General features: G+C 67.6%; 15 protein-coding genes. 2 read left to right on the top strand and 13 right to left on the bottom strand.

Annotated features, from left to right (window positions below):
* Positions 1-16: 16 nt before the first annotated feature.
* The 3 genes from ACCQ10_RS02140 to ACCQ10_RS02130 all read right to left on the bottom strand — a co-directional run bounded on the left by ACCQ10_RS02140 (position 17) and on the right by ACCQ10_RS02130 (position 4,948).
* Positions 17-3,109 carry an efflux RND transporter permease subunit gene (locus ACCQ10_RS02140; protein WP_372362055.1) on the bottom strand — a complete coding sequence of 1,031 codons (3,093 nt, stop codon included), beginning with the start codon at positions 3,107-3,109 and terminating at the stop codon, positions 17-19.
* On the bottom strand, positions 3,106-4,254 hold the full coding sequence (locus ACCQ10_RS02135; protein WP_372362054.1) for an efflux RND transporter periplasmic adaptor subunit: 1,149 nt from the start codon (positions 4,252-4,254) through the stop codon (positions 3,106-3,108). The genes ACCQ10_RS02140 and ACCQ10_RS02135 overlap by 4 nt, the downstream gene beginning before the upstream one ends.
* Positions 4,255-4,330: 76 nt before the next feature.
* On the bottom strand, positions 4,331-4,948 hold the full coding sequence (locus ACCQ10_RS02130) for a TetR/AcrR family transcriptional regulator (protein ID WP_372362053.1): 618 nt from the start codon (positions 4,946-4,948) through the stop codon (positions 4,331-4,333).
* 88 nt (positions 4,949-5,036) lie between these two features.
* Between ACCQ10_RS02130 and ACCQ10_RS02125 the strand changes: the two genes are divergently transcribed.
* Positions 5,037-6,503, top strand: coding sequence for an efflux transporter outer membrane subunit (locus ACCQ10_RS02125; RefSeq protein ID WP_372362052.1), 1,467 nt, complete (start codon positions 5,037-5,039; stop codon positions 6,501-6,503).
* 356 nt (positions 6,504-6,859) lie between these two features.
* Here ACCQ10_RS02125 and ACCQ10_RS02120 read toward each other — a convergent pair whose 3' ends face one another.
* Complete coding sequence (locus ACCQ10_RS02120) at positions 6,860-7,291, bottom strand: VirK family protein (protein WP_047693928.1); 432 nt, start codon at positions 7,289-7,291, stop codon at positions 6,860-6,862.
* Positions 7,292-7,516: 225 nt separating this feature from the next.
* Positions 7,517-8,926, bottom strand: a complete 1,410-nt coding sequence (locus tag ACCQ10_RS02115) for an FAD/NAD(P)-binding protein (RefSeq protein ID WP_372362051.1) — start codon at positions 8,924-8,926, stop codon at positions 7,517-7,519.
* Positions 8,927-9,299: 373 nt separating this feature from the next.
* Here ACCQ10_RS02115 and ACCQ10_RS02110 point away from each other — a divergent pair, with 373 nt between their 5' ends.
* Positions 9,300-10,058, top strand: a complete 759-nt coding sequence (locus ACCQ10_RS02110) for an SDR family NAD(P)-dependent oxidoreductase (RefSeq protein ID WP_372362050.1) — start codon at positions 9,300-9,302, stop codon at positions 10,056-10,058.
* Between the two features lie 113 nt (positions 10,059-10,171).
* Here the strand turns inward: ACCQ10_RS02110 and ACCQ10_RS02105 are convergent, their stop codons facing one another.
* The 8 genes from ACCQ10_RS02105 to glgA all read right to left on the bottom strand — a co-directional run bounded on the left by ACCQ10_RS02105 (position 10,172) and on the right by glgA (position 23,388).
* Positions 10,172-10,801 carry an NAD(P)H-binding protein gene (locus ACCQ10_RS02105; protein WP_228313406.1) on the bottom strand — a complete coding sequence of 210 codons (630 nt, stop codon included), beginning with the start codon at positions 10,799-10,801 and terminating at the stop codon, positions 10,172-10,174.
* Entirely contained in the window at positions 10,801-12,963 is a 2,163-nt protein-coding gene (gene glgX / locus ACCQ10_RS02100) for a glycogen debranching protein GlgX (RefSeq protein WP_372362049.1), read from the bottom strand. Before glgX ends, ACCQ10_RS02105 begins: the two co-directional genes overlap by 1 nt.
* Before the next feature lie 109 nt (positions 12,964-13,072).
* Positions 13,073-13,258, bottom strand: coding sequence for a DUF2934 domain-containing protein (locus ACCQ10_RS02095; protein ID WP_047695471.1), 186 nt, complete (start codon positions 13,256-13,258; stop codon positions 13,073-13,075).
* A gap of 24 nt (positions 13,259-13,282) precedes the next feature.
* A complete protein-coding gene (treY, locus tag ACCQ10_RS02090) occupies positions 13,283-15,889 on the bottom strand; it encodes a malto-oligosyltrehalose synthase (protein ID WP_372362048.1) in 2,607 nt (868 codons plus the stop codon).
* Entirely contained in the window at positions 15,886-17,820 is a 1,935-nt protein-coding gene (gene malQ, locus ACCQ10_RS02085) for a 4-alpha-glucanotransferase (protein ID WP_372362047.1), read from the bottom strand. The genes treY and malQ overlap by 4 nt, the downstream gene beginning before the upstream one ends.
* The gene (treZ, locus tag ACCQ10_RS02080; RefSeq protein ID WP_372362046.1) at positions 17,817-19,574 is read right to left on the bottom strand and encodes a malto-oligosyltrehalose trehalohydrolase; all 1,758 of its coding nucleotides are present in this window, start codon (positions 19,572-19,574) and stop codon (positions 17,817-17,819) included. Before treZ ends, malQ begins: the two co-directional genes overlap by 4 nt.
* 2 nt (positions 19,575-19,576) lie before the next feature.
* Positions 19,577-21,808 carry a 1,4-alpha-glucan branching enzyme gene (locus ACCQ10_RS02075; protein WP_372362045.1) on the bottom strand — a complete coding sequence of 744 codons (2,232 nt, stop codon included), beginning with the start codon at positions 21,806-21,808 and terminating at the stop codon, positions 19,577-19,579.
* Complete coding sequence (glgA, locus tag ACCQ10_RS02070; RefSeq protein ID WP_372362044.1) at positions 21,805-23,388, bottom strand: glycogen synthase GlgA; 1,584 nt, start codon at positions 23,386-23,388, stop codon at positions 21,805-21,807. The genes ACCQ10_RS02075 and glgA overlap by 4 nt, the downstream gene beginning before the upstream one ends.
* Positions 23,389-23,518 lie beyond the last annotated feature (130 nt).

Here is a 23,518-nt window from a genome sequence, read left to right as displayed (position 1 = left end):
GCCGCCGCCCGGCGCCTTACGCGTGCCGTGCCACCGCAGGCTTACTCCCGGTGGTGTCGGGCCGGATCTTGAACCAGATCGAATACATCGCCGGCAGGAACACCAGGGTCAGGATGGTGCCGGCCAGGGTGCCGCCGATCAGCGTGTACGCCAACGTGCCCCAGAACACCGAATGGGTGAGCGGGATGAATGCCAGGATCGCGGCCAGCGCGGTCAGGATCACCGGGCGCGCACGCTGCACGGTGGCTTCCACCAAGGCATGGAACGGGTCCAGTCCTTCGGCTTCGTTGTGATGGATCTGCCCGATCAGGATCAGCGTGTTGCGCATCAGGATGCCCGACAGCGCAATCAACCCCACCAGCGCATTGATGCCGAACGGCTGCTGGAACAGGATCAAGGTGGGCACCACGCCGATCAGGCCGAGCGGGCTGGTCAGGAACACCATCACCATCGCCGAGATCGAGCGCACCTGCAGGATGATGATGAGCAAGGTGGCCGCCAGCATGATCGGGAACAACGGCAGCATGGCGGTGGTTGCCTTGCCGGATTCCTCGATGGAGCCAGCCTCCTTGATCTGATACCCGCCAGGCAATTTGTCGATGATCGGCTGCAGCTGCTTGGTGATCGCTGCCGAGACATCCGGCGGCTGCAGCTGGTCGTCGACATCGCCACCCACGGTGATCGTCGGCACCCGATCACGGCGACGCATGACCGGCTCTTCCATGCGCACATCCACCTTACCCACCTGCGACAGCGGCACGCGTTGGCCATTGCCACCGGCCAGGGTGAAGTCGGCGATGCGGGCCGGATCGAAGCGCGTGTCGCCGGCCGACCGCGCCACCACCTGCACGCTGCGGATATCCTCGCGCACCAGCGTGACCGGCACGCCGGTCAGCAGGAACTGCAACTGCTGGGCAACCGCGGTCGAGGTCAAGCCCACTGCCTGCAGGCGGTCCTGGTCCAGGCTGAAATGCAGCGTCGGTGTGCGCACGCCCCAGTCGGTATTGACGGTGCGCAGCATCGGGCTGTCCTGCATGACCTGCTTGACCTGTGCAGCGATGCCACGCAGCACCTGCGGGTCGGGACCGCTCACCCGGTAGGCCACCGGAAACTGCGAGTACGGGCCGAAGGTCAGTTGCGTCACGCGCACGCGCGCTTCCGGTGCCAGGCCTTGCGCGATCGCCTCACGCAAGCGCAGCTTCAGCGCATCGCGCTCGTGCTGGTCGTCGGTACGCACCACGATCTTGGCGAACGAGGGGTCCGGCAGTTCCGGGCCCATCGCCAGGAAGAAGCGCGGCGCACCCTGACCAATGTACGCGGTCACGATCTTCGCTTCCTTCTGCCTGGACAGCCAGGCTTCCACCTTGGCGGCCGCCGCACTGGTCTGGGTGATCGAGGTGCCGTACGGCAGCTGCACTTCCACCAGCACTTCGGGGCGGTCGGAGATCGGGAAGAACTGCTTCTTGACGATGCCCATGCCGACGATCGCCAGCACGAACAACCCCACCACCGAACCGGCCACCAGCCACTTGCGGGCAATCACACGGCCCAGCGCATCGCGAAAGCGGTTGTAGCGCGGCGTGTCGTACATCGCCGCGTGGCCGCCTTCCACCTTCTTCAGGTCGGGCAACATCTTCACGCCCAGATAGGGCGTGAACACCACCGCCACCACCCACGACACGATCAACGCGATACCCACGATCCAGAACATGTTGCTGGTGTATTCGCCGGCGGTGGAGGCAGCAAACCCGTTCGGCATGAAGCCGACTGCCGTGACCAGGGTGCCGGACAACATCGGCGCGGCGGTGTGGCTCCACGCGTACGCCGATGCAGCGACGCGGCCATAGCCTTCTTCCATCTTCACCACCATCATTTCGATGGCGATGATGGCGTCGTCCACCAGCAAGCCCAGCGCCAGGATCAAAGAGCCCAGCGTGATGCGGTCGAAATTCTTGCCGGTGGCCAGCATCACCACGAACACCGCTGCCAGCGTCAGCGGCACGGCTGCCGCCACCACGATGCCCACCCGCCAGCCCATGCTGACGAAGCACACCAGCATCACCACCAGCAGCGCGACGAAGAACTTGGTCATGAACTCGCCGACCGACGCGTCGATGTTGACCGCCTGGTCGGTGACCTTGCTCAGGCTCATGCCCAGCGGCAGCTCGGCATTGATTGCGCTGACTTCGCTGTCCAGCGATTTGCCAAGATCCAGGCCGTTCCAGCCATCGCGCATGATGATGCCCAGCAGCAACGCCGGTTCGCCGCCGCTGCGGATCATGAAGGTGGACGGATCTTCGTAACCGCGTTTGACGGTGGCGATATCGGACAATTTCAGCGTGCGGCCCTGCACCACCAACGGGGTGTCGCGAATCTTCTGCAGGCTGTCCAGCGCGCCATCCAGGCGAATGAATACCTGCGGCCCGCGCGTTTCCACCGAGCCGGCGGCATTCAAGGCGTTCTGTGCGTTGAGGGCGGCAAACACGTCCTGCGGACTGACACCCAGCGTGGCCAGACGCTCATGCGAGAACTCGACAAAGATGCGCTCGGGCTGCTCGCCGATGATGTTGACCTTCTTGACGCCCGGCACGTGCAGGATGCGCTGGCGCAGGGTCTCGGCATCGCGTGCCAGCAACCGCTGCGGCTCGCCCTTGGCCTTGAGCGCGAACAGCGCAAAGGTGACGTCGGCATATTCGTCGTTGATCAGCGGCCCGATCACCCCGGCCGGCAGGTTGGCCACTTCATCGCCGGCTTTCTTGCGCGCCTGGTAGAACTGCTCCTGCACCTCACCGGGCGGGGTGCTGTCCATCAAGGTCAGCGTCGTGAACGCAAGACCGGGGCGCGTATAGGTTTCGGTGCGGTCGTACCAGCGCAATTCCTGCATGCGCTTTTCGAGTTTTTCGGCCACCTGGTCCTGCATTTCCTGCGGCGTGGCGCCCGGCCAGGCGGTCACGATCGTCATCACCTTGATGGTGAATGCCGGGTCTTCGGCACGCCCGAGCTTGAGAAACGCCACCAGGCCGGCCAGCGAAATCAGGAAGATCAGAAACAGCGTGATGGAGCGCTCGCGCACGGCGAGCGCCGAGAGATTGAACCGGCCCTCGCTCACGGCTGCGCTCCTGCCGCCTTGGCGGTGTTGCCAGCGGTGGCGGCAGTGCTGCCGGCAGCGCTGGCACCGGCGATGCGTACCTGCGCACCGTCGCGCAGCAGGTGTGCACCCAACGCCACGATGCGCTCGCCGCGCGCCAGCGTGCCGGCGACATTGGCATGGTCATCGTCCAGGCCCAGCACCTTCACCGGCCGCCAGCTCACCTTGGTCGGGTTGCCGGCAATTACCCACACGCCCGGCCCCTTGCCGGCATCGAACAGCGCGGCCAGCGGCACCTGCAGGCCAGACTGGGTGCCGGCTGTGGCGGTGCCGGGAACGCGCACGCTGACCGTGGTGCCAAGCGGCGCCTGCGCCAGCGCGCCGTCGAGCACGTAGCGTGCCTCGAAGGTGCGCGTGAGCCGGTCGGCACTCTCGGACAGCTGGCGCAAGGTGGCCGGCACGCTGACACCGGCATTGCCGAACAGCGTGGCCTGGGCCACCGAGCCGACCTGCGGGCGCAGGGTTTCCGGCAGCTGGATCACCGCCTCGCGCGGGCCGGCATGCGCCAGCCGCACCACCGGCTGCCCGGCCGCGACCACCTGGCCCGGCTCGACCAGGGTCTCCATCACCACGCCATCGGCATCGGCCAGCAGGTCTGAGTAACGGTTGGCGTTGCGCGCCACGTCGGCCTGGGCCTGGGCGGCGCTCAGCTGCGCCTTGGCCGCATCGGCGGCGGCCTTGATCTGGTCGTAGGCCGAGGCCGAGATGGCACCGGTGCCGCGCAGGTCGCGGTAGCGGGCCTCGTCGTCGATGGCCTGCTGGGCGCGGGCACGCGCGGCGGCGACCGCGTCCTGCTGCGCACGGGCAGCCAGCTGCAGATCCACTGGGTCGATGCGCATCAACGGCTGCCCGCGCCTGACGCTCTGGCCGGCATCGACCAGCCGTTCGGACACCTTGCCGGCCACCCGGAAGCCCAGGTCGCTCTGGACTCGCGCCGCGACGGTGCCGGAAAAGCTGCGCGCCGCACTGCTGGCGTCGCCCACCGTGGCTACCCGGACCAGCGGGGTGGCAGTGCGTGGATCAGGCTGTGCCTTTCCGCCGCAGGCACTCAGTGCCAGCGGCAGGACACACAGGACGGTGGAGGTAACAAGGCGGCGCCGAAGCATGGGAATCCCGAAGCGATCTGATGAAGGCTCGCATCCTGGGACTTGTGACCAAATCAGTCAATAGTCACAACGCAATTTATGGCGACAGGCTGCGCAGCACCAGACCCGACAGCAGCACCGGCATGTCGTCGACCTGCTCCAGGTTGTACTGGAGCATCGCCGGATTCATGTACGGGCGCAGCACCGCATAGACGGCCTGGGAGGCCTCGTCCAGCGGCGTCTTGCGCTCGAAATCGCCATTCAGGCGGCCCTGCTGCAACACATCGTGCACCAGCTTCTGCATGCGGACCTCGTAGGCCACGACCGACTGCCAGCGCTCGGTGGCGGCCGACGCCGCAATCTCATACAGCTTGCGGTCCTGGAAGCACAGCCGCAGGCTGGCCTCGGTAATCACCTTGAAAAGTCGACGGATTTTCTCCGGCGCCTGGTCGGTTTCGTCCATTGCGGCGCAGACCTCGGTCTCGATCTGGCGCATGCAGTTGGTGCAGATCGACTCGCCGATGGCCTGCTTGGACTCGAAGAACTTGTAGATGTAGGCCTTGGAGAACCCGATCGCCTTGGCCAGGTCCGAGACAGAGGTCTTTTCATAGCCATAGCGGCTGAAGTGGTCGGTGGCGGCGACGACGATCTGGTCGCGCACGTCGTGATCGACCGGGCCCCGGCCGGAAACTGGGTAACTGGATGCTTTGTTCATTTCGACAGCTTAGCGCTGTTGCCCCCGACTTACAAAAGTGACCATTTCGTATTACAGTCACTCACCGTCCCGTCACTCTGGTTCCGTCATGCCGTCACTCCGCACCCTTGCAGCGCTTATCGCCGCCAGCCTCGCCGCAGGCTGTGCGGTGGGCCCCAACTATGCTCGTCCGGATGCTCCCCTGCCCGAGCACTATCTCGGTCAGGCCGCCGTGGCTGAACGCCAGGCCAGCACACAGGCCGATCTGGACAGCTGGTGGGTCGGCTTCAACGACCCGGACCTGAGCCGCTACGTCACTGCCGCACTGGCGCAGAACCTGGACCTGGCGCAGGCCACCGCGCGGGTGACCCAGGCCCGTGCCGGGCTGACCGCCGCCACCGCCGCGCTGCTGCCTTCCGGCAACATCAACGGCAGCGCGACGCGCGCCTACCAGTCGCTGGAGACGCCGCAGGGCCAGGTGCTGAACAGCCTTCCCAACTTCGATCGCTACGCGAGTATCTACGAGGCCAATCTGGGCGCCAGCTGGGAGCTGGATCTGTTCGGCGGCCTGCGCCGCGGGCGCCAGGCCGCGCTGGCCGACTACCAGGCCACCGACGCCGGCGCGGCAGCCACGCGCCTGGCGGTCGCCGCGCAGACCGCCGACATCTACATCGGCATCCGCAGCCTGCAGGCGCGGCTGGACGTGGCCCAACGCCAGGTCGCCACCCAGCAGGGCCTGGTGTCGATGGTGACGCTGCTGCACGGCAAGGGCCTGGCGGCCGAACTGCAACTGCAGCAGGCCCAGGGTGCACTGGCCCAGGCCCAGGCCACGGTGCCCGGGCTGGAGGCCGGGCTGGTGGCGGCCATGAACGCGCTGGATGTGATGCTGGGGGTGGCGCCCGGCACCCACCGCGCGGAGCTGGCGGCCAGCAAACCCATCCCGGCTGCGCCGCAGATCGCCGACAGCGGCACGCCGGCCGATCTGCTGCGCCGCCGTCCCGACCTGATCGTGGCCGAGCGCCGGCTGGCCGCGGCCAATGCGCGCATCGGCGTGGCGATGGCCGAGTACTACCCCAAGTTCTCGCTGAGCGGCCTGCTTGGCAGTGCCACCGCCATCTCCGGCGGCAATCTGTTCACCGGCGACGCCGCACAGTCGTCCGGCGTGCTGGGGCTGCGTTGGCGGCTGTTCGATTTCGGCCGCATCAACGCGCAGATCGCGCAGGCCAAGGGCCAGGAAGCCGAGCAACTGGCTGCGTACCGCCTGGCTGTCCTGCGCGCCACCGAAGATGTGGAAAACGCCTTCACTGCGCTGGTCAAACGCGAGCAGCAGGCCAATGTGCTGACGCAGGGTGTGGAGGCGTTGGGCAAGGCGCGTGGCGCCTCGGCACTGGCCTACGAAAAAGGCACCGTCAGCCTGATCGAAGTGCTCAACGCCGACGACAGCCTGCTGCGCGCGTCCGATGCGCAGGTGCAGGCGCGCACCGAGGCTGCGCGCAGTGCGGTGGCGACGTTCAGGGCATTGGGTGGTGGCTGGCAGACCGGAGGCAATGCGGCGGTGGCGGTGCAGCGGCAGTAGCAATAGCGGTAGAGCGCGTGTGGCTTCGCCCCGTACTCTCGCCCCGTACTCTCACCCCAACCCCTCTCCCGCAGGAGAGGGGCTCCGGCTGCGTGCACTGCACCGCACAGTGAAAAGACATCCCTTTTCCCACCGTGACATTGTCCTCCTTCATGGAGGAGAAGGTGCCCCGCAGGGGAGGATGAGGGTACGTGCGAAGCCTGGATTGCTTGCGCACCTTTTCATTACCCCAGGAGCGTCGCCGTGCCGCGTCTCGCTACACCATCGCAAGTCCGAACGTACAACATCGATGCGTGCAACTTCGATGCACAACTCCGAGCGTCCAACGCACGTAGCGCGTAACGCGTTGACCGCAATCAATCGGCATGAAACCGAATGCCCTCATTGATCGCGCATTGATACGCCAGCACCGGCCCGCGCTGCTGCAATGCCGGCAGGTCGTACATGTAGGTGGTGAAGCGCACGCTGCCATCCGGGCGCAGCTGGTAACGCATGAACTGCTGGATCGGCTTGCCATCGTTGGCCACGGTGAAATGCGAGCCAGAGAATGCGGCGGTACCATCGTCGGTGATGCGATAGGCATCGATATGGCGGCCACCGCGGGTCTTGCTGATCGGCGTGCCTTGCTCGGGTGTGCAGCGACCGAGATCGGTGGTCAGGCTGACGTCGTAACCGGATTCCAATGCGGCAATGACGTCGGCTCGCGTCTTCAACGATTCGCTGGCCAATGCAGGCAATGCACTGGCGCACAGTACAGCGGCAACCACAGCGGGGATAAGGCGGGACATGGCGAACTCCAGGCAGAGGAGGGAATCAAGCGCCCTGGACGTCGGTCAGCCCAGGGCGGACACCATGCGCCAGGCGCGCCCGCCGCCGCCCGCCGCGCTACGCATTGCGCGGCATGTTTGCGCTGCGCGACAACGCGCGGGCACGGCGCACAGTTTGGTTATGCCTTCCTGCGCAGAGGCTGTTGTCACGGCTGCTGACCCGAGGGGAGAAGGCCCGGCACGCCCCTACAACCGCGCATTGACCTCGCGCGGCACCTGTTCCGGTTCCGGCTGTAACGCCGGTGTTGCCCCCAGCAACAAGCGCTCGGCGAGCGCGCGCGTGGCCACACGTAATTCGGGGACGGCGGTGATTTCCCAGTAACGCCCACGCAGCAGCGGACCCACGCAATACAGCCCCGGCACGATCTGCCCGGCGCCATCGCGCACGCGCAGCTGCGCATCGGTGTCCACCCCAAGGCCCAACGGATCGGCGCGTAACAGACCGGCTTCGCGCATGCCGGCGATCAACGGGTCGCTGGTGCGGTCGATATCGGTATCCAGACCCGTAGCGCGAATCACCGCGTCGTAATGGCCCGTCTGTGCATCGGCAGCGCCGCGCGGGCGGATCACCGCTTCCACCCCGTCCGGCACCCAGCGTGCGCGCAGCAGCCGCGCTGCCACCACCTGCAGCTGTCCGGATGCCTGCAGCTGCGCCAACTGTTCGGCCGCACCCGGCGCCACCCGATGCCGCGCCACTTCCCAATACGGGCGCAGATGCCGCAGGAAGCGCGCACGCTGGGCAAGGTCCAGCCGCTGCCACAGCGGTTGCAGATGCGGGCGCAAGGCATCCACCACGCGACGCCAGTCGTCGACCACCGCACTCAGCTGGCGCACCCCGCGCAGCAGGCCACGCAGGTCGGCATCCTTGAGCGCACGTTGCAGATGCGGCGGCAACTCCAGCGCTGCGCCGGGCTGGCGCAGATGCGCCTGCGGTGCCAGCCCACGCCGCGAAATCGCCAACATGCGCCCGCGGTGTCCGCGCGTATGCAGAGTCAGGGCCACATCCACCATGGTCAGCCCGGTACCCACGATCAGCACGTCGTCGTCGGGCGCCAGCCGCGACAACGCATCGCCCTGCCACGGCCAACCGATGTAGCGCGGGTGCACGCTCAGGCGCGGGCCAATGCCCGCCAACGCCTGCGGCTGCAACGCACCCACCGCCAGCACCACGCGGTCGCTCTGAAACGCATCGCCATTGGCAAGGAAGACGCGAAAGCCCTTGCGCACGCGCTCCACCGCCACCGCCTCCTGCGACAGCCGCATGACCGAGGCCTGCGCGCCGCTCACCGCCGCATCCAGCTCGCTGCGCAGGTAGTCGCCGTAGGCAAGACGCGGCAGGAACTCCAGCCGCCCGCTCTCGCCCAGATGCAAGGTGTCGGCAAAGGCGCCGGGCGACTGTGCATCGATGCCCAGATCCTTGGCGCGCACGTTGAGCAGATGCTCCGGCCGCGCCGCGCCATAGGCGATGCCACTGCCGAAGGTCTCGGCCACGCCCACCAGGGTGATGCGTACCTGCGCATCGGCCGTCTGCGCCAGTGCACGGACCAGCGCGGTGCCGCAGAAGCCGGCCCCGATGACGGTGATATGGGTTTCCATGTGCAACTCCCACTGAATGACCCGCACGTTGTGCCCGCAGCGCGGCGCCAGTGTGTAAACGTTTGGTTAGCGGCGCGCGGCCGAAACGGCATGAGCACATCGCCAGCGGTGATGAGGCTTGTGGCGCAGGCAACGGCTGTCGCACATGGCAGCGATATGACAGCGGCCGCCACTGCACGCAGTGGTGTCGGCACCGGCTGCACGCGGCTGTTTGCTGCGGCGCTGCGCAACGGCAGCCGCGTCTGTCGTGGCGAACGTGCTGGTGCAGTTCAAGGACGGACGGGCGTGGTTGGGCGTGGCTGGCTGACCGTGCATGAGGCGACCGTGTCGCCCGGCTGCCTGATAATGCAGCTTTCCGATCCGAGCCCCCGTCATGTCCACTCCCGCTGTTCGCCGGCAACGTGTCCTGATCGCTGGCGGCAGCCGTGGCATCGGCCTGGCGATCGCCGAGGCGTTCGTGCGTCACGGCGCGCAGGTCTCGATCTGCGCACGCACTGCCACTGGCCTTGCACAGGCTGCGAGCGCACTGGCGGCGCATGGCGCGCCGGTGCACACACGGCCCTGCGACCTGGCCGACGCCACCCAGATCAATGCCTATGTGCATGCCGCCGCGCAGGCGCTGGGCGGCCTGGACGTGGTGATCAACAACGCCTCCGGCTACGGTCACGGCACGGACGATGCCAGTTGGCAGGCCGGGCTGGATATCGACCTGATGGCCGCGGTACGCTGCAATCGCGCCGCGTTGCCGTATTTGCGCAGTAGCGATGCAGCAGTGATCCTCAACATCAGCTCGATCAACGCACAACGCCCCACCCCACGTGCCATCGCCTATTCCACCGCCAAGGCCGCGCTCAATTACTACACCACCACGCTGGCCGCAGAGCTGGCGCGCGAGCGCATCCGCGTCAACGCCATCGCACCGGGCTCGATCGAATTTCCGGATGGCCTGTGGGACAAGCGCAGTCGCGAGGAACCAGAGCTCCATGCACGCATCCGCGACAGCATCCCGTTCGGTGGATTCGGGCAGGTGCAGCACATCGCCGACGCCGCACTGTTTCTTGCCTCGCCGCAGGCGCGCTGGATCACCGGCCAAGTGCTGGCAGTGGATGGCGGGCAGTCGCTGGGGGTGTGAGCGGGTAGCGCGATAGGTCTGTAGGAGCGCGCTTGCGCGCGATGAAGCGTTCCCGATGACGCCCCATCGCGCGCAAGCGCGCTCCTACACAAGCCATGCAATCAACACAGCTGCTACACCAACTCCGCCGCCTCAACACGATGCTCGCCGCGTGCTGGCGATAACGCAGCGCCCACCATCGCGGCGGCAATCCGCTCGGCCGGGTTGATGCGGAAGCGGCGTGGCAGGAGCGGGCCGAGTGCACCCAGCACGAGGCCGCCAAGGTGTTCGCCGGTGCGGCGTTCGTCGCGCTCGCCGCCGATCAGTCCCGGGCGGACGAAGGTCAGCGACGGGAAGCCAATCGTCCGCAGATCGCGTTCCAGTTCGCCCTTGACGCGGTTATAGAAGATGCGCGAGTGCGCATCGGCACCGGCCGCCGAATTCAGCACGAACACCGAGGTGCCCTGCGCGCACGCCGCGCGTGCCAGCGCCATCGGGTAATCGTGATCGATGCGGTAGAACGCCTCGCGCGAGCCGGCCTGTTTCATGGTGCTGCCCAGCGCGCAGATCGCCGCTTCCATGCGCGGGGCAGTCCAGTGCTCCAGGCGTTCGAAGTCGATCACCTGGTTGCGCAGCTTGGGATGGATCTGCGTCAGCGGCCGCCGCGTCAGCGCCACCACGCCAGTGCAGCGCGTATCGGCGAGCAATTGCTGCAGGACCTGCTTGCCGACCAGGCCGGTCGCCCCCGCCAATAACACATCCATCAGCGTGCACCCTCCGAAACGATGCGTGCACTGCTGACCACGCGATCGCGCTCCACCGCCAGCAGGGTGAGCGAATGGGCGGGCGCCTTCCACTCGCTGCCACCAGCCACCACGCGGCCGCCGTGACGCGCGGTGTCCACCAGCACGCGCCAGTGTTCGTCGTGCATGGCCGGCAGGATGAACGACACGCTGGTGGAGGCGGCATTGATCAGCATCAGCAAGGTGACGTTGGCGGCGATCTCGCGCAGGCCGGTGGTCGGCGAGCGGCCGTCCAGGCGCAGCATCAGGGCGCGTGCCTCGGGGTCGTGCCAGGCGGCTTCGTCCATCTCGGTACCGTTGGGCGCCAGCCAGGTGAGATCCTTCAGACCCAGCGCTTCGTCGAATTTGCCGTCGAAAAAGCGTGCGCGATGCAGCAGCGGGTAACGCTGACGGATGCGGATCAGGCGGCGCACGAAGGCGGCCTGATCGGCCGCCGCGGCCTTGGTGGCGGCGGTCCAGTCGATCCAGGTCAGCTCGTTGTCCTGGCAATACGCGTTGTTATTGCCATTCTGGCTGTGCCCGAACTCATCGCCGGCCAGCAGCATCGGCGTGCCTTGCGACAGCAGCAAGGTGGCCAGCAGGTTGCGCATCTGCTGCCTGCGCAGCTGCTTGATCGCCGGGTCGTTGGTGTCGCCTTCCACGCCGTAGTTGGCGGAGATGTTGTGGTCGCTGCCGTCACGGCCGTCCTCGCCGTTGGCCATGTTGTGCTTGCCCTCGTAGCTGACCAGATCGCGCAGGGTGAAACCGTCGTGCGCGGTGACGAAGTTGACCGAGGCGGTCGGGCGGCGGCCGCTATGATTGAACAGGTCCGCAGAGCCGGTGAGGCGCGTGGCCAGCTCGGCCAGCTGGCCGCCGTCGCCGCGCCAGAACGCACGCACGTTGTCGCGGAATTTGTCGTTCCATTCCACCCAGCCGGGCGGGAAATTGCCCACCTGGTACCCGCCCGGTCCGATATCCCACGGCTCGGCAATCAACTTGGTCTGGCTCAGCACCGGGTCCTGGCGCACCGCGTCCAGGAAGCTGCCGGAGGGATCGAAGCCATAGCGTTCGCGGCCGAGGATGCTGGCCAGGTCGAAGCGGAAGCCGTCCACGTGCATTTCCTGCACCCAGTAACGCAGCGAATCCATCACCATGCGCAGCGCGCCGACGTTGGTCAGGTCGAAGGTGTTACCGGTGCCGGTGTCGTTGATGTAGAAGCGGCGATCGTCGGCCAGGCGGTAATAGCTGGCGTTGTCGATGCCCTTGAACGAAAGCGTGGGCCCGAGCTCGTTGCCTTCGGCGGTGTGGTTGTAGACCACGTCCAGCAACACCTCCAGCCCGGCGTGATGCAGGCGCGCCACCATCTGCTTGAACTCGGCCACGGTACGCGTGGACATGTAACGCGCCTGCGGCGCGAAGAAGCCCAGCGTGTTGTAGCCCCAGTAGTTGCGCAGGCCTTTTTCCAGCAGGTACTGATCGTCGACGAAGGCGTGCACCGGCAGCAGTTCCACCGCGGTCACACCGAGTGAGCTGATGTGGTCGATGAGCTCGTCGGTCTTCAAGGCCGAGAATGTACCGCGTTCGTCCAGCGGCACCGCCGGATGCAGCATGCTCAGGCCGCGCACGTGCGCTTCATAGATTACCGTGCGGTTCCAGGGCGTCTGCGGCGGGCGGTCCTGGCCCCAGGTGAACGCCGGGTCGATCACCGCGGATTTGGGCATGAATGCCGCGCTGTCACGGCGATCGAAGCTCAGGTCCTTGTCGCGGTGGCCGATGGTGTAACCGAACAGATGCGGCGCCCATTTGAGTTCGCCGACGATCTGCTTGGCGTAGGGGTCCAGCAGCAATTTGTTGTGGTTGAAGCGATGCCCCGCGTCGGGGGCATAGGGGCCGTGCACACGGTAGCCGTACAACTGCCCGGGGCGGGCGTCGGGCAGGTAGCCGTGCCAGACCTCGTCGGTATATTCGGGCAGTGCGATGCGCTCCTGCTCGCGGCCACGCTCGTCGAACAGGCACAGCTCCACACGGGTGGCATTGCGCGAGTACAGCGCGAAATTGACCCCCAGGCCATCCCAGGTGGCGCCGAGCGGGTTGGGACGGCCTTCGCGGATGCGCGAGCGCTGGGTGAACTTGCGAGTGGCCATCGGTGACTCCTTAGAACGGTGAACTCAAGACGGTGTGCGATTGCGATTGCCGGCGGGCCCACCCGCACGGCGCGCCATACGGCGCCCGTGCAAGGTGCCCGGGACCACCTTACTGGCGTGCAGCGATGGGCGTGGCCGCAGACTCGGCGGCCTGCTCGGCGGCGCGTTCTTCGGCATCCACCAGCCGCTCGGCCATGGCCCAGTGGCGGTCCGCATGCCCATCGGGACGGCCTTCGGCCTCCCAGATCTCCTGTGCCAACTGGCGAAGCCGCGCCTGCCGTTCCATGTCGTTCATTGCGTACGTTTCTCTCGATGTCGATTACTGGGGGGTCAACAACACTGCCACTGGCGAGCGTGCAAACAGCGTGGACAGTGCCACGCGGCCGCGTTGCGGCTGCAGCGTGCTGCCATCGAGCACATTACGGTATGTGCCCTCGGCCAATGCCAACGACGCCTGACCCCAGGTCGCCGGCGGCACCAGCAACGGCAGATCGCCCTCGTGTTGATCACCGGCGCCCAACCGGGTGACTGCGACCACCAGCGCCTGCCCGCGATACTGACGACGGAACGCCAGCACCTGCGCATCGCCACTGACAGCCACGTTCAACGGCTGATAGTCGCCCTTCGCAAACAGCGCCGGATGTTCGCCACGCAGCTGCAACAGCAGCGCGGTGAGCCGCGCCTTGACCGCGCCATCGCGCCAGCCGCGCAACAGACTGTTGAAGTCGCGCGCCTGCTCCAGCCACTGCTGGCGCTGGGCGTAATCGACCGGGCGGCGGTTGTCCGGGTCCACCAGCGACAGATCCCAGCCTTCGGTACCCTGGTACAGATCGGGCACGCCGGGCACGGTCAGACGCAGCGTGGTTTGCACCAGCGCATTGCGCGCGCCGGCCGCGGCGATGTGGTTGCTGGCGCGCAACAAGGCGCGGCGCAGCGGCAACCCGGCGCGGCTGGTCAGCACCTGCTCCACGGTGGCCTGCACGGCCTGTTCGTAGGCGGCCGAACCGTCGGTCCAGCTGGTATGCAGCTTGGCTTCGCGCACCGCCTTGAGCAGCCACTGCGCCACGCGCTCGGCATACTCGGCCAGCGGCTCGGCCTGGTCGGCGCCCAACCCGATCGGCCATGCGGCCACCAGGGTCTGCCACAGCATCTGCTGGTCGCCGCCGGCCAGCGCGGGCGATTCCAGTGCTTCGGCCAGGGCATCGAACTGGGTGCTCTGCTCGACCCACCACCGCGGCTGTTCGGACAGCACCGCCAGTCGCATGCGTAGGTCTTCGCCGCGCTTGTGATCGTGCGTGGCGGTGGCCAGCAGCGCGCGCGGGTAATGCTTGGCACGCTCGGCATTCTGCGCGTGGAACTCCGCGGCCTCGTTGGCGAAATGGGTTGGATGGCTGCCCACCTCGTTACGCGAGAGCAGCACGCCATGCCGGTAGAACGCGGTGTCTTCCACCGCCTTGGCATTGAGCGGCGCAGACAGCTGCTCCACACGCCGGCGCAGGATGCGTCGCAGCGCGATCTGCGCACGGTCGGCACCGCTATCGTCGAGCAGCCAACGCTCGATCGCATCCACGGCCGCCACGATCGACTCGGGCATGCCCTCGCGCGCCTGCGCAGCGGTGGCACGCAGCCGCTCTGCCTCGCTGCCGACGATGCCCTTGGCACCGGCGTAGGTGCGGTACACCGGGAACCAGCGCAGCAGCACGCATAAACCGCGCGCCAGCATCTGCGGGCTGAACTCGCGCGTGGGCGGGTCCAGCCGCGCCAGGGCCGACAGCGCACCCACCGCGCGATTGAATTCGGTCTGCAGCGGGCCACGCAGCATCTCGTCGCGTGCAGCGCGCTCTTCCTGCGCGAAATCGCCGCTGCGTCCGCTCACCCGCTGCCAGGCACGCGCCAGCGGCTTGAAGCCGGCTGGGTCGTGCAGCACGCCGCCGACCTGGTCCATGAAGTCGTAGCCGGTGGTGCCATCGCAGGGCCAGTCGGCCGGTAGGTGCTCGCCGGGGGCGAGGATCTTTTCCAGATACAGCCCCAGCGTGCCGGGTTTGAGCCCGCGCGTACGCCCGGCCGCATCCAGCCGGCTGCGCAACTTGCGCACATACCCGGTGGGGTCGGTGAGCCCGTCCACATGATCGATACGCAGGCCATCCAGATGGCCTTCGGCCACCAGCCGCAGCGGCAGCGCATGCACCGCGTCGAACACGGCCGGCAGTTCCACCCGCAACGCCACCAGCGAGGTGATGTCGAAGAAGCGGCGGTAGTTGAGCATGTCGTTGCCCACACGCCACCAGTTCAGGCGATACGGTTGGCGTTCGATCAACTTGTGCAGCCGGCCATCGCCGCGCTTGGCGCCATCGTTGTAGTCGCGCAGCCACTGCGCGCGTGCCGCTTTGTCCGGCACCTCCAGCGTCTGCGCCCGGATCGGGTAGCGCTGGTCGTAATGCGCCAGCGCGGGGCTGCCATCGTCTTCGATCACCAGAGTGATCAGACCTTCGGCCAGCGCGGTGGCATACGGGCGATCCAGCACCGCCAGCCACAACTTGCCGTCGCGGCCCGGTGCGCGCCAGTCGATGTCGAACCAGTCGGCATGCTTGGCGCTGCGGCCGTTGCGCAACACATCCCACCACCAGGCGTTTTGCGCGTGCGTGGCCATGTGGTTGGGCACGATGTCGGCGATCAGGCCCATGCGGTGTTCGCGTGCGGTTTGCGAGAGCGCGATCAACGCGTCTTCGCCGCCGAGCTCGGGGTTGACCACGGTCGGGTCGATGTTGTCGTAGCCATGCGTGGAGCCCGGCACCGCAGTGCCGATCGGCGACAGATACAGATGGCTGATGCCAAGGCCGGCGTAGTACGGCACCTGCGCGAGCGCGTCGTGCAGGGTGAACCCGGCATGCAGCTGCAGGCGGGCGGTGGCGCGAAGGTCGATCATGGGTGCGGTTCCGTAACGGCCGCGACGCGACGCGCCTCGGCAAAGCCCTGCAGCGCCGTGCTCAGGCGCGCATGCGGCAAGGGATCGGGCAGGCGTCGACGCCAGTTGGGATGGACCTCGACGGTACCCGGCAGATTGGGTTGTTCTTCCAGCGCCAGCGCGTCCTCCACCGGCAGCAAGGCCAGTGGCGAGACGCTGGTGGCGGTAAAGCGCAGCGCGCCCAGCAGTGCGTCGCCCGCAGCAGCCAAGCCGGCGTGTTCGACCGCCGCGTCCAGCCGCGCGACGTCCTTGCTGCGGTCGTTGGTGTCGCCGTCTGCCTGCGCAGGCGCGATCAACTCCAGCGTGCGGCGCCATTCGATGTCGCGGCCCGCACGCCAGCCGGTGAGCGTGGGCAGATCATGCGTGGTGGTGGTGGCGATGGCATCGGGCCGCCACAAAGACGGCGCGACGAATGCGCCGTCCTTGTCGCGGGTGAACATCAATACATCGATGCCCATCACCCCACGCTGCGAAAGTTCCTCGCGGATGCCCGGCGGCACCACGCCCAGGTCCTCGCCGATCACGATGGCGCGATGCCGCCACGATTCCAGCGCCAGCAGATTGAGCAGATCGCGCAGCGGGTAAGCCAGATACGCGCCTTCGTTGGAGCCGGCGCCATCGGGTACCACCCACAGCCGCATCAGGCCAAGAATGTGATCGATACGGATCCCGCCGCGGTCGCGCAACACCGCGCGCAACAGCGCGATATACGGCGCAAAACCACTGCGCCGCAGCGCCGTGGGCGAATACGCACCGATGCCCCAGTGCTGGCCATCGGCATTGAAGGCATCCGGCGGCGCGCCCAGCACTAGGCCACGCAACACGGTGTCTGCAGCGGCTGCGGCTTCGGCACCGTTGGGGTCGAAGCCCACGGCCAGATCGGCGATCAGGCCGATCTTCATGCCGCGCTCGTGCGCTTCGCGTTGCGCATCGGACCAACTGCGCGCGGCCAGCCACTGGGTGAACACATGCAGTTGCGGGTCGTTGTCGCCGAAATCGCGCGCAGCAAAGCGTGCGAAGCCGTCCAATGCATCGCCGCCCGCGTTGCGGAAGGCGACCAGATCGGCATGGTCTGGTGCCACGCGCGTGCGCAGATGGCGCAGCAATTCCCACTTGGCCTGCGCCGAGGCCGGCCAGTCGATCAAGGCGTTGCTGTGCAGCGTGTCGAAGCGATGACGCAGGCCCTCGACTTCGGCGATCGCCTGCAGCGCCAGTTCGCCCAGCACGCGTACCGGCGCGGCATGCAGCGGGTCGAAAAAGCGCCGGTCGCTGGGCGAATACGGGCTGTAGCCGCCGGTGACCGGGCGCGAGGCATGCACCGGACTCAGCGCCAGTGCATCGGCGCCGGCCAATGCCGCATGCCGCAACCATTCCACTGTACCGGCAGCATCGCCGATCCCGCCGTCATCGAGACTGCAGGCCGAGTAGACCTGCAACGCCATGCCCCAGGCACGCGGCGCCGGCTGGCCGCAGGCGTCGGCCACGCTGAAGCAGCGTTGCGGGGCGACGGCCACCTGCTGGGTCAACCCGCCGATCTGCAACGTCCAGTAACCGAAGCGCTGCGGTGCGCGCAGTTGCCCTTGTGCATCGGCACGCGCGTCTTCGCTGCCACCCGCCTCATCGGTCCAGCGGCCGCTGGCGTCGGCGGGCACCCGCAACGCCAGCGGCTCGCCCACCTGCACGGTGAGCAGCGGCGCCACTTCGTCGGACTGCGCCTTGCAGCGGCGCAGGCTGTCTTCGCGCTGACTGGCGGTGGCGGCAGGCAGGTCCAGCGCGGTGAGCACCGCCTGTACCGATGCCTCGGATACCTGCCGCGGCTGGTCGCTGGCATCCACCCAATCCACCATCACCCCGGCCGCGGCGGCCAGGGTGTGCAAGGGGTTCGTGCTCATGTGCGGTCCTCGTGCCAGGCGATGAAGCCGTCCACCGGCAACTGCTGCGCATCGGCATCGACATTCTCGGCATACGCCACGCGTCCGCGCAGTGGCGGCAGTGGCACTGCAGCGGCGCCGACGTTGAAGGCGACATGCCACAGCCCATCCGGCAACTCCCAGGTCGCGGTCAGCGCGCCCTCGGCCAGCACGCTGGCGCGCAGAGCGCGCGCTTCGGCCAGTCCCGGTACCAGCCACTGACGCCGCACGCCCAGCAACGCGGTGAACCACGCCGTCCAGCGCGCACCATCGCCGTGCGCGGCATCGTCGATCGGCGATCGCGACGCTTCGAAGGTGGCATGGCTGTTGGGGTCGGGAATGGTGGCGCGCTGCGCCTCGTCGGCAAACGCGGCAAAGTGCGCAAACTCCTTGCGGCGGCCTTCGCGCACCGCATCGTCCAGCGGCGGGCCGAAGTCGGTGAAGAACAGGAACGGCTGCGTCGCGCCCCACGGCTCGCCCATGAAGAACAGCGGGATCATCGGCGTCAACGCGGTCAGCGCCAATGCGGCACGCAAGCGCTTGGGCGCCACCAGCACGCTCAGCCGTTCGCCGCGGGCACGGTTGCCGATCTGGTCGTGGTTCTGCGCAAACACCACAAATTTATGCGGCGGCAGCGCACCGCTGGGCTCGCCGCGCACATGCCCACGCGGGTCGGGCTCACCCTGGTAGGCAAAGCCTTCGCCCAGCACACGCGCCAGATGCTCGGTCGGCTTGTCGGCGAATGCGGCGTAATAGCCTTCTTCTTCGTCGGTCAGCAGCACATGCAGGGCGTTGTGGAAGTCGTCGTCCCACTGCGCGGTGTAGCCGCGTTGCAGCTGCGAGGCCTGGTTGGCCTCGTTTTCCAGCACCAGGTGCACGTGACGCCCGGCCGGCAGGCTGGTCTCCACGGTCTCGCGCAAGGTGTCCAGGAACGCATTCGGGGTGATCGCATGCACCGCATCCAGGCGTAGCCCGTCGAAGCGGTATTCGTGCAGCCACATCAGTGCGTTGTCGAGAAAGTAGCGCTGCACCGGCGGCTTGCGGAAGTCGATCGCGGCACCCCACGGCGTGGGCTTGTCTTCGTTGAAGAACGGGGCGGCATAACTGTGCAGGTAATTGCCGTCCGGGCCAAAGTGGTTGTAGACCACATCCAGCAACACCATCAGGCCGTGTCCGTGCGCGGCATCGATCAGCGCCTTGAGCGCGTCCGGGGTGCCGTAGGCGTCGGCCGGCGCATACGGCAGCACGCCGTCGTAGCCCCAGTTATGCGCACCTGGAAACGCGCTCAATGGCATCAGCTCGATGGCGGTGATGCCCATCGCCGCCAGGTGCGGCAACTGCGCCTGCACTCCGGCATAACCACCGCAGGTGCCCACGTGCAGCTCGTAGATCACCGCCTCGTCCCATGGCCGTCCCTGCCACTGGGTGTTCTGCCAGGCGTAGCCGTCGGTGGGCTGGACCGCGCTGGGGCCGTGCACGCCTTCGGGCTGCCAGCGCGAGGCCGGGTCCGGCACCGGCTCGCCGCCGTCCACGCTGTAGCGATACCGCGCATCCGCCGCGCAGGCGAACGTGGCGGTAAAAAAGCCGTCCGCTCCGGCCTGCAGCGCGTGGCGGGTGCCATCGTCGAAGACCACCTCCACGCGCGTGGCGTCCGGTGCCCAGAGCGCGAAGCGCACCTGTCCCTCACCCGCTGGCCATGCGCCCCAGGCCGGGGTGGTGTCGTTGCGCTGGTTCATCGTTATTTCTCCGCTTGCAGATAGAGCGTGGCCAGCGGCGGCAGGGTCAGGCGCAGGGATTGCGCATGCCCATGCATGCCCATCGGCTCGGTCGCCAGACGACCGCTGTTGCCGAGGTTGCTGCCGCCGTAATGGGCACTGTCGGTGTTGAGGATCTCGCGCCAGAGGCCGGCACGCGGCACCCCCACGCGATAGTCGTGAAGCGGCTGCGGGGTGAGGTTGCTCACTGCCAGCAGGGGCGGCGCACCGCCGTCGGGGTCGTGACGGATGAAGGCGAGCACGCTGTTGCGTGCGTCATCGGCCACGCTCCAGTCGAAGCCGTCGGTGCGATGGGTGCCGCGGTACAGCGCAGGCACCCGGCGCAAGGTGGCGTTGAGGTCGCCCACCAGTCGCTGCACGCCGCGATGTGGCGCACCGTCGAGCAGATGCCAGTCCAGCGACTGATCGTGGTTCCAGTCCGCCCACTGGCCGAATTCGGCGCCCATGAACACCAGTTTGTCGCCGGGGTGCGCCCACATCAGCGCCAGGTAGGCGCGCAGGTTGGCGAAGCGGCGCCAGTCGTCGCCGGGCATCTGCCCGAGCAGGCCGCCGCTGCCATGCACCACTTCGTCGTGCGACAACGGCAGCACGAAGCGTTCGTCGAAGGCGTACACCAGGCCGAAGGTGAGCTGGCTGTGGTGCTGCGCACGTTCGGCCGGATCGCGCTGCATGTAGCTCAGCGTGTCGTGCATCCAGCCCATGTTCCACTTGTGGGTGAACCCCAGCCCGCCGTCGCTGGTCGGCGCGGTCACACCGGGCCAGGCGGTGGATTCTTCGGCGATGGTCAGCACGCCGGGATGGCGCGCGGCGATCTCGCGGTTGAGCTGGCGCAGGAACGTCACCGCCTCCAGGTTCTCGCGGCCGCCATGGGCGTTGGGCACCCATTCGCCTTCGGCACGGCCGTAGTCGCGATACAGCATCGAGGCCACCGCATCCACGCGCAGGCCGTCCAGATGGTAGTGGTCGACCCACTCCAGCGCGCTGCCCAGCAAATAGGCGGTCACTTCGGGCCGGCCGTAGTTGTAGATCAGCGTGTTCCAGTCGCGGTGCACGCCTTCGCGCGGGTCGGCATGCTCGTACAGCGCGGCGCCATCGAATTGGGCCAGGCCGTGGGCGTCATCGGGAAAATGCGCGCTGACCCAGTCCAGGATCACGCCGATGCCGGCGCGGTGGCAGGCGTCGACGAACTGCGCAAAGCCGTCCGGGCTGCCGTGACGCGCAGTGGGTGCATACAGCCCCAACGGTTGATAGCCCCAGGAGCCCCCGAACGGGTGTTCGGTGATCGGCAGCAGCTCGATATGGGTGAAGCCCAGCTCCTGCACGTACGGGATCAGCTGCGCGGCCAGGGTGGGCCAGTCCAGCGGCTGGTTGTGCCCATCGCGGCGCCACGACGCAGCGTGCACCTCGTAGATGGACAGCGGCGCCGGCAGCGCCTGCGCATGGCGCTTGCCCATCCAGTCGGCATCGGTCCACGCAAACGCGGCGGCACCCGGCACCACCGAGGCGGTGGCCGGCGGCAGCTCGCTCTGGCGCGCGACCGGATCGGCCTTGAGCAGGACCCGGCCATCGGCAGCGGTAATCGCATATTTGTAGCGGGCACCGGCTTCCACGCGCGGCAGGAACACTTCCCAGAAGCCGCCGATCCGCTGCCGCATGGGATGCCGCCGCGCGTCCCAGCCGTTGAAGTCGCCCACCACGGCCACGCGCTGTGCATGCGGCGCCCATACCGCAAAGCGCACTCCGGGCACATCGGCGCACTGCAGGTGCCGGGCGCCCAAGGCGCCGCGCAGCGCCTGCCCGTCGCCGGCGGCGATCTGCAGCAGCATCGATTCGTCCAGGGTCGGGCCAAACGCGTACGGGTCTTCGATCTCCTGCACCGCCTCCGGCCAAACGATGCGCAGCCGGTACGGCCCCTCGACCGCCAGCTCGCCTTCGAACACGCCGTCGAACGCGCCCGGCTGCATACGTGCGAGCAATTTGCCACGCGGATCGATCAGGCCCATCGCCTCGGCGCCCGGTGCCAGCACACGAACCCGGCGGCGGCCATCGGCCTGCAGGTGCGGGCCCAACACGGCAAATGCATCGGCCGGCGCGCCGTCGGCCAAGGCCTGCAAGGCGTGCATGACGTCAGACATCCCTTCCGTGGTCACACCGTCTTCCGTGTGGTGCCCCTGCACGCCCTGCCGTTCGCTCATGACACCGTCGCAAGCGCAGGCGCGGTTGCAGCGGTGTGTTCGTAGAGGGAAAGATATTTCGTGCCGGCCACATCCCAGCCGCTGGGCCGCAGCATCGCCGCGCGGCGCATCGCCGACAGCAGGCTGGGCAGGCGGAAGGTGCGGAACGCGCGCTCCAGGCAGCGGCGCAGGGCCTCCACGCTGGCGTGCTGGAACAGGAAGCCGGTCACGCCATCGTCCACGGTGTCGATCAGCCCGCCGGTGGCATGGGCGATCGGCAGGCAGCCGAAGCGCTGCGCGTACATCTGGCTCAGGCCGCACGGCTCGAAGCGCGACGGCATCAGCAGGAAGTCGGCACCGGCAAACATGCGCCGCGCCAAGCCTTCTTCAAAACCGATGAAAGCACCGACCTGGCCGGGATACCGGCGGGTCAGCTCGGCCACCTGGTGTTCGATCTCCGGCTCGCCACCACCGATCACCGCGATCTGGCCGCCGGCGGCCACAATCTGCGGGGCCACCTCGCAGATCAGGTCCAGGCCCTTCTGGTGCACCAGCCGCGAGACCACCGCAAACAGCGGGCCGGTGCTCTCGCGCAGGCCGAACGCCTTGCGCACCTGGGCCGCATTGGCCTGACGGCCCTGCCACTGGTTCACGCTGAAATGCGAATCCAGGTGAGCGTCGGTCCGCGGGTCCCAGCTGGCGTCGATGCCGTTGACGATGCCGGTTAGTGCGCCCTTGGCAGCGCGGCCGGCCAACAGCCGGTCCAGCCCGCAGCCCTGGGCCGGGCCGGTGATCTGCTTGGCATAGCTGACGCTGACCGTATTGACGTGGTCGGCATTGACGATGCCCCCGCGCAGGAACGACATCTGCCCATAGAACTCCAGCTCGGCCACACGCTCGGCCGGGATGCCCAATGCGGCAGCCATCGAATACGGCACCAGCCCCTGGTAGGCCAGGTTATGGATGGTCAGCAGGCAGGGCGTGGTGCCGCCGGACCAGCGCACATAGCCGGCCGCCAGCGCACACGGCCAGTCGTTCAGATGCAGCAGGCGCGGCTTCCAGCCCAGCCCGGCATGGCCGGCAGCGATTTGCGCGGCGGCATGCGACAGGGTGGCGAAGCGGATGGCGTTGTCTTCGAACTCCGACCCGCTGGTGCTCACATACGGCGAGCCATCGCGTTCGAACAATTCCTTGGACAGCAGGATGTAGATGGGCAGCCCGTCGGACTGCACGATGCGGCCGATGTCGCAGGCCGGCAGCGCGGCATGCGCCAGCACGCGGCCCACGATCTCGACCTTGCCGGCACGCTCGAGCACCGCGCGGTAGCCGGGGATCAGCACGCGCACGTCGTAGCGGTGACGCAGCGCGCGCGGCAGCGCGGCCGCCACATCGCCCAAGCCACCGGCCTTGATGAAGTCCGCCATCTCCGACACCACGAACAGCGCACCACGGGTATCGGCCAGGGACACCGGCAGACGCTCGTGATGACGGATGAATCGCCCGCGCGCATCACGCGGCCGCCCGCTCTTCTTCAGCGTGGGGAGCAACGTGCTGCGATCCAAGCGTGCAGTAGTGGCGTGAAGCGGCATCATGGCAACCATCTAAACGTCCGTCGTAAAGTGGGTGGAGACGGAAAACGGCGAAGCGAAAACCATCGTCTGCCGATCCGGCCAGACGACCTGCTGCGAATGAGGAGCGGGGCCGACGCGCGTACTCCACGTCGTCCTTGCT

The sequence above is a fragment of the Xanthomonas sp. NCPPB 1325 genome (assembly GCF_041477645.2).
Lineage (GTDB): Bacteria > Pseudomonadota > Gammaproteobacteria > Xanthomonadales > Xanthomonadaceae > Xanthomonas > Xanthomonas cannabis.
This window is presented reverse-complemented; position numbering and strand designations above follow the sequence as displayed.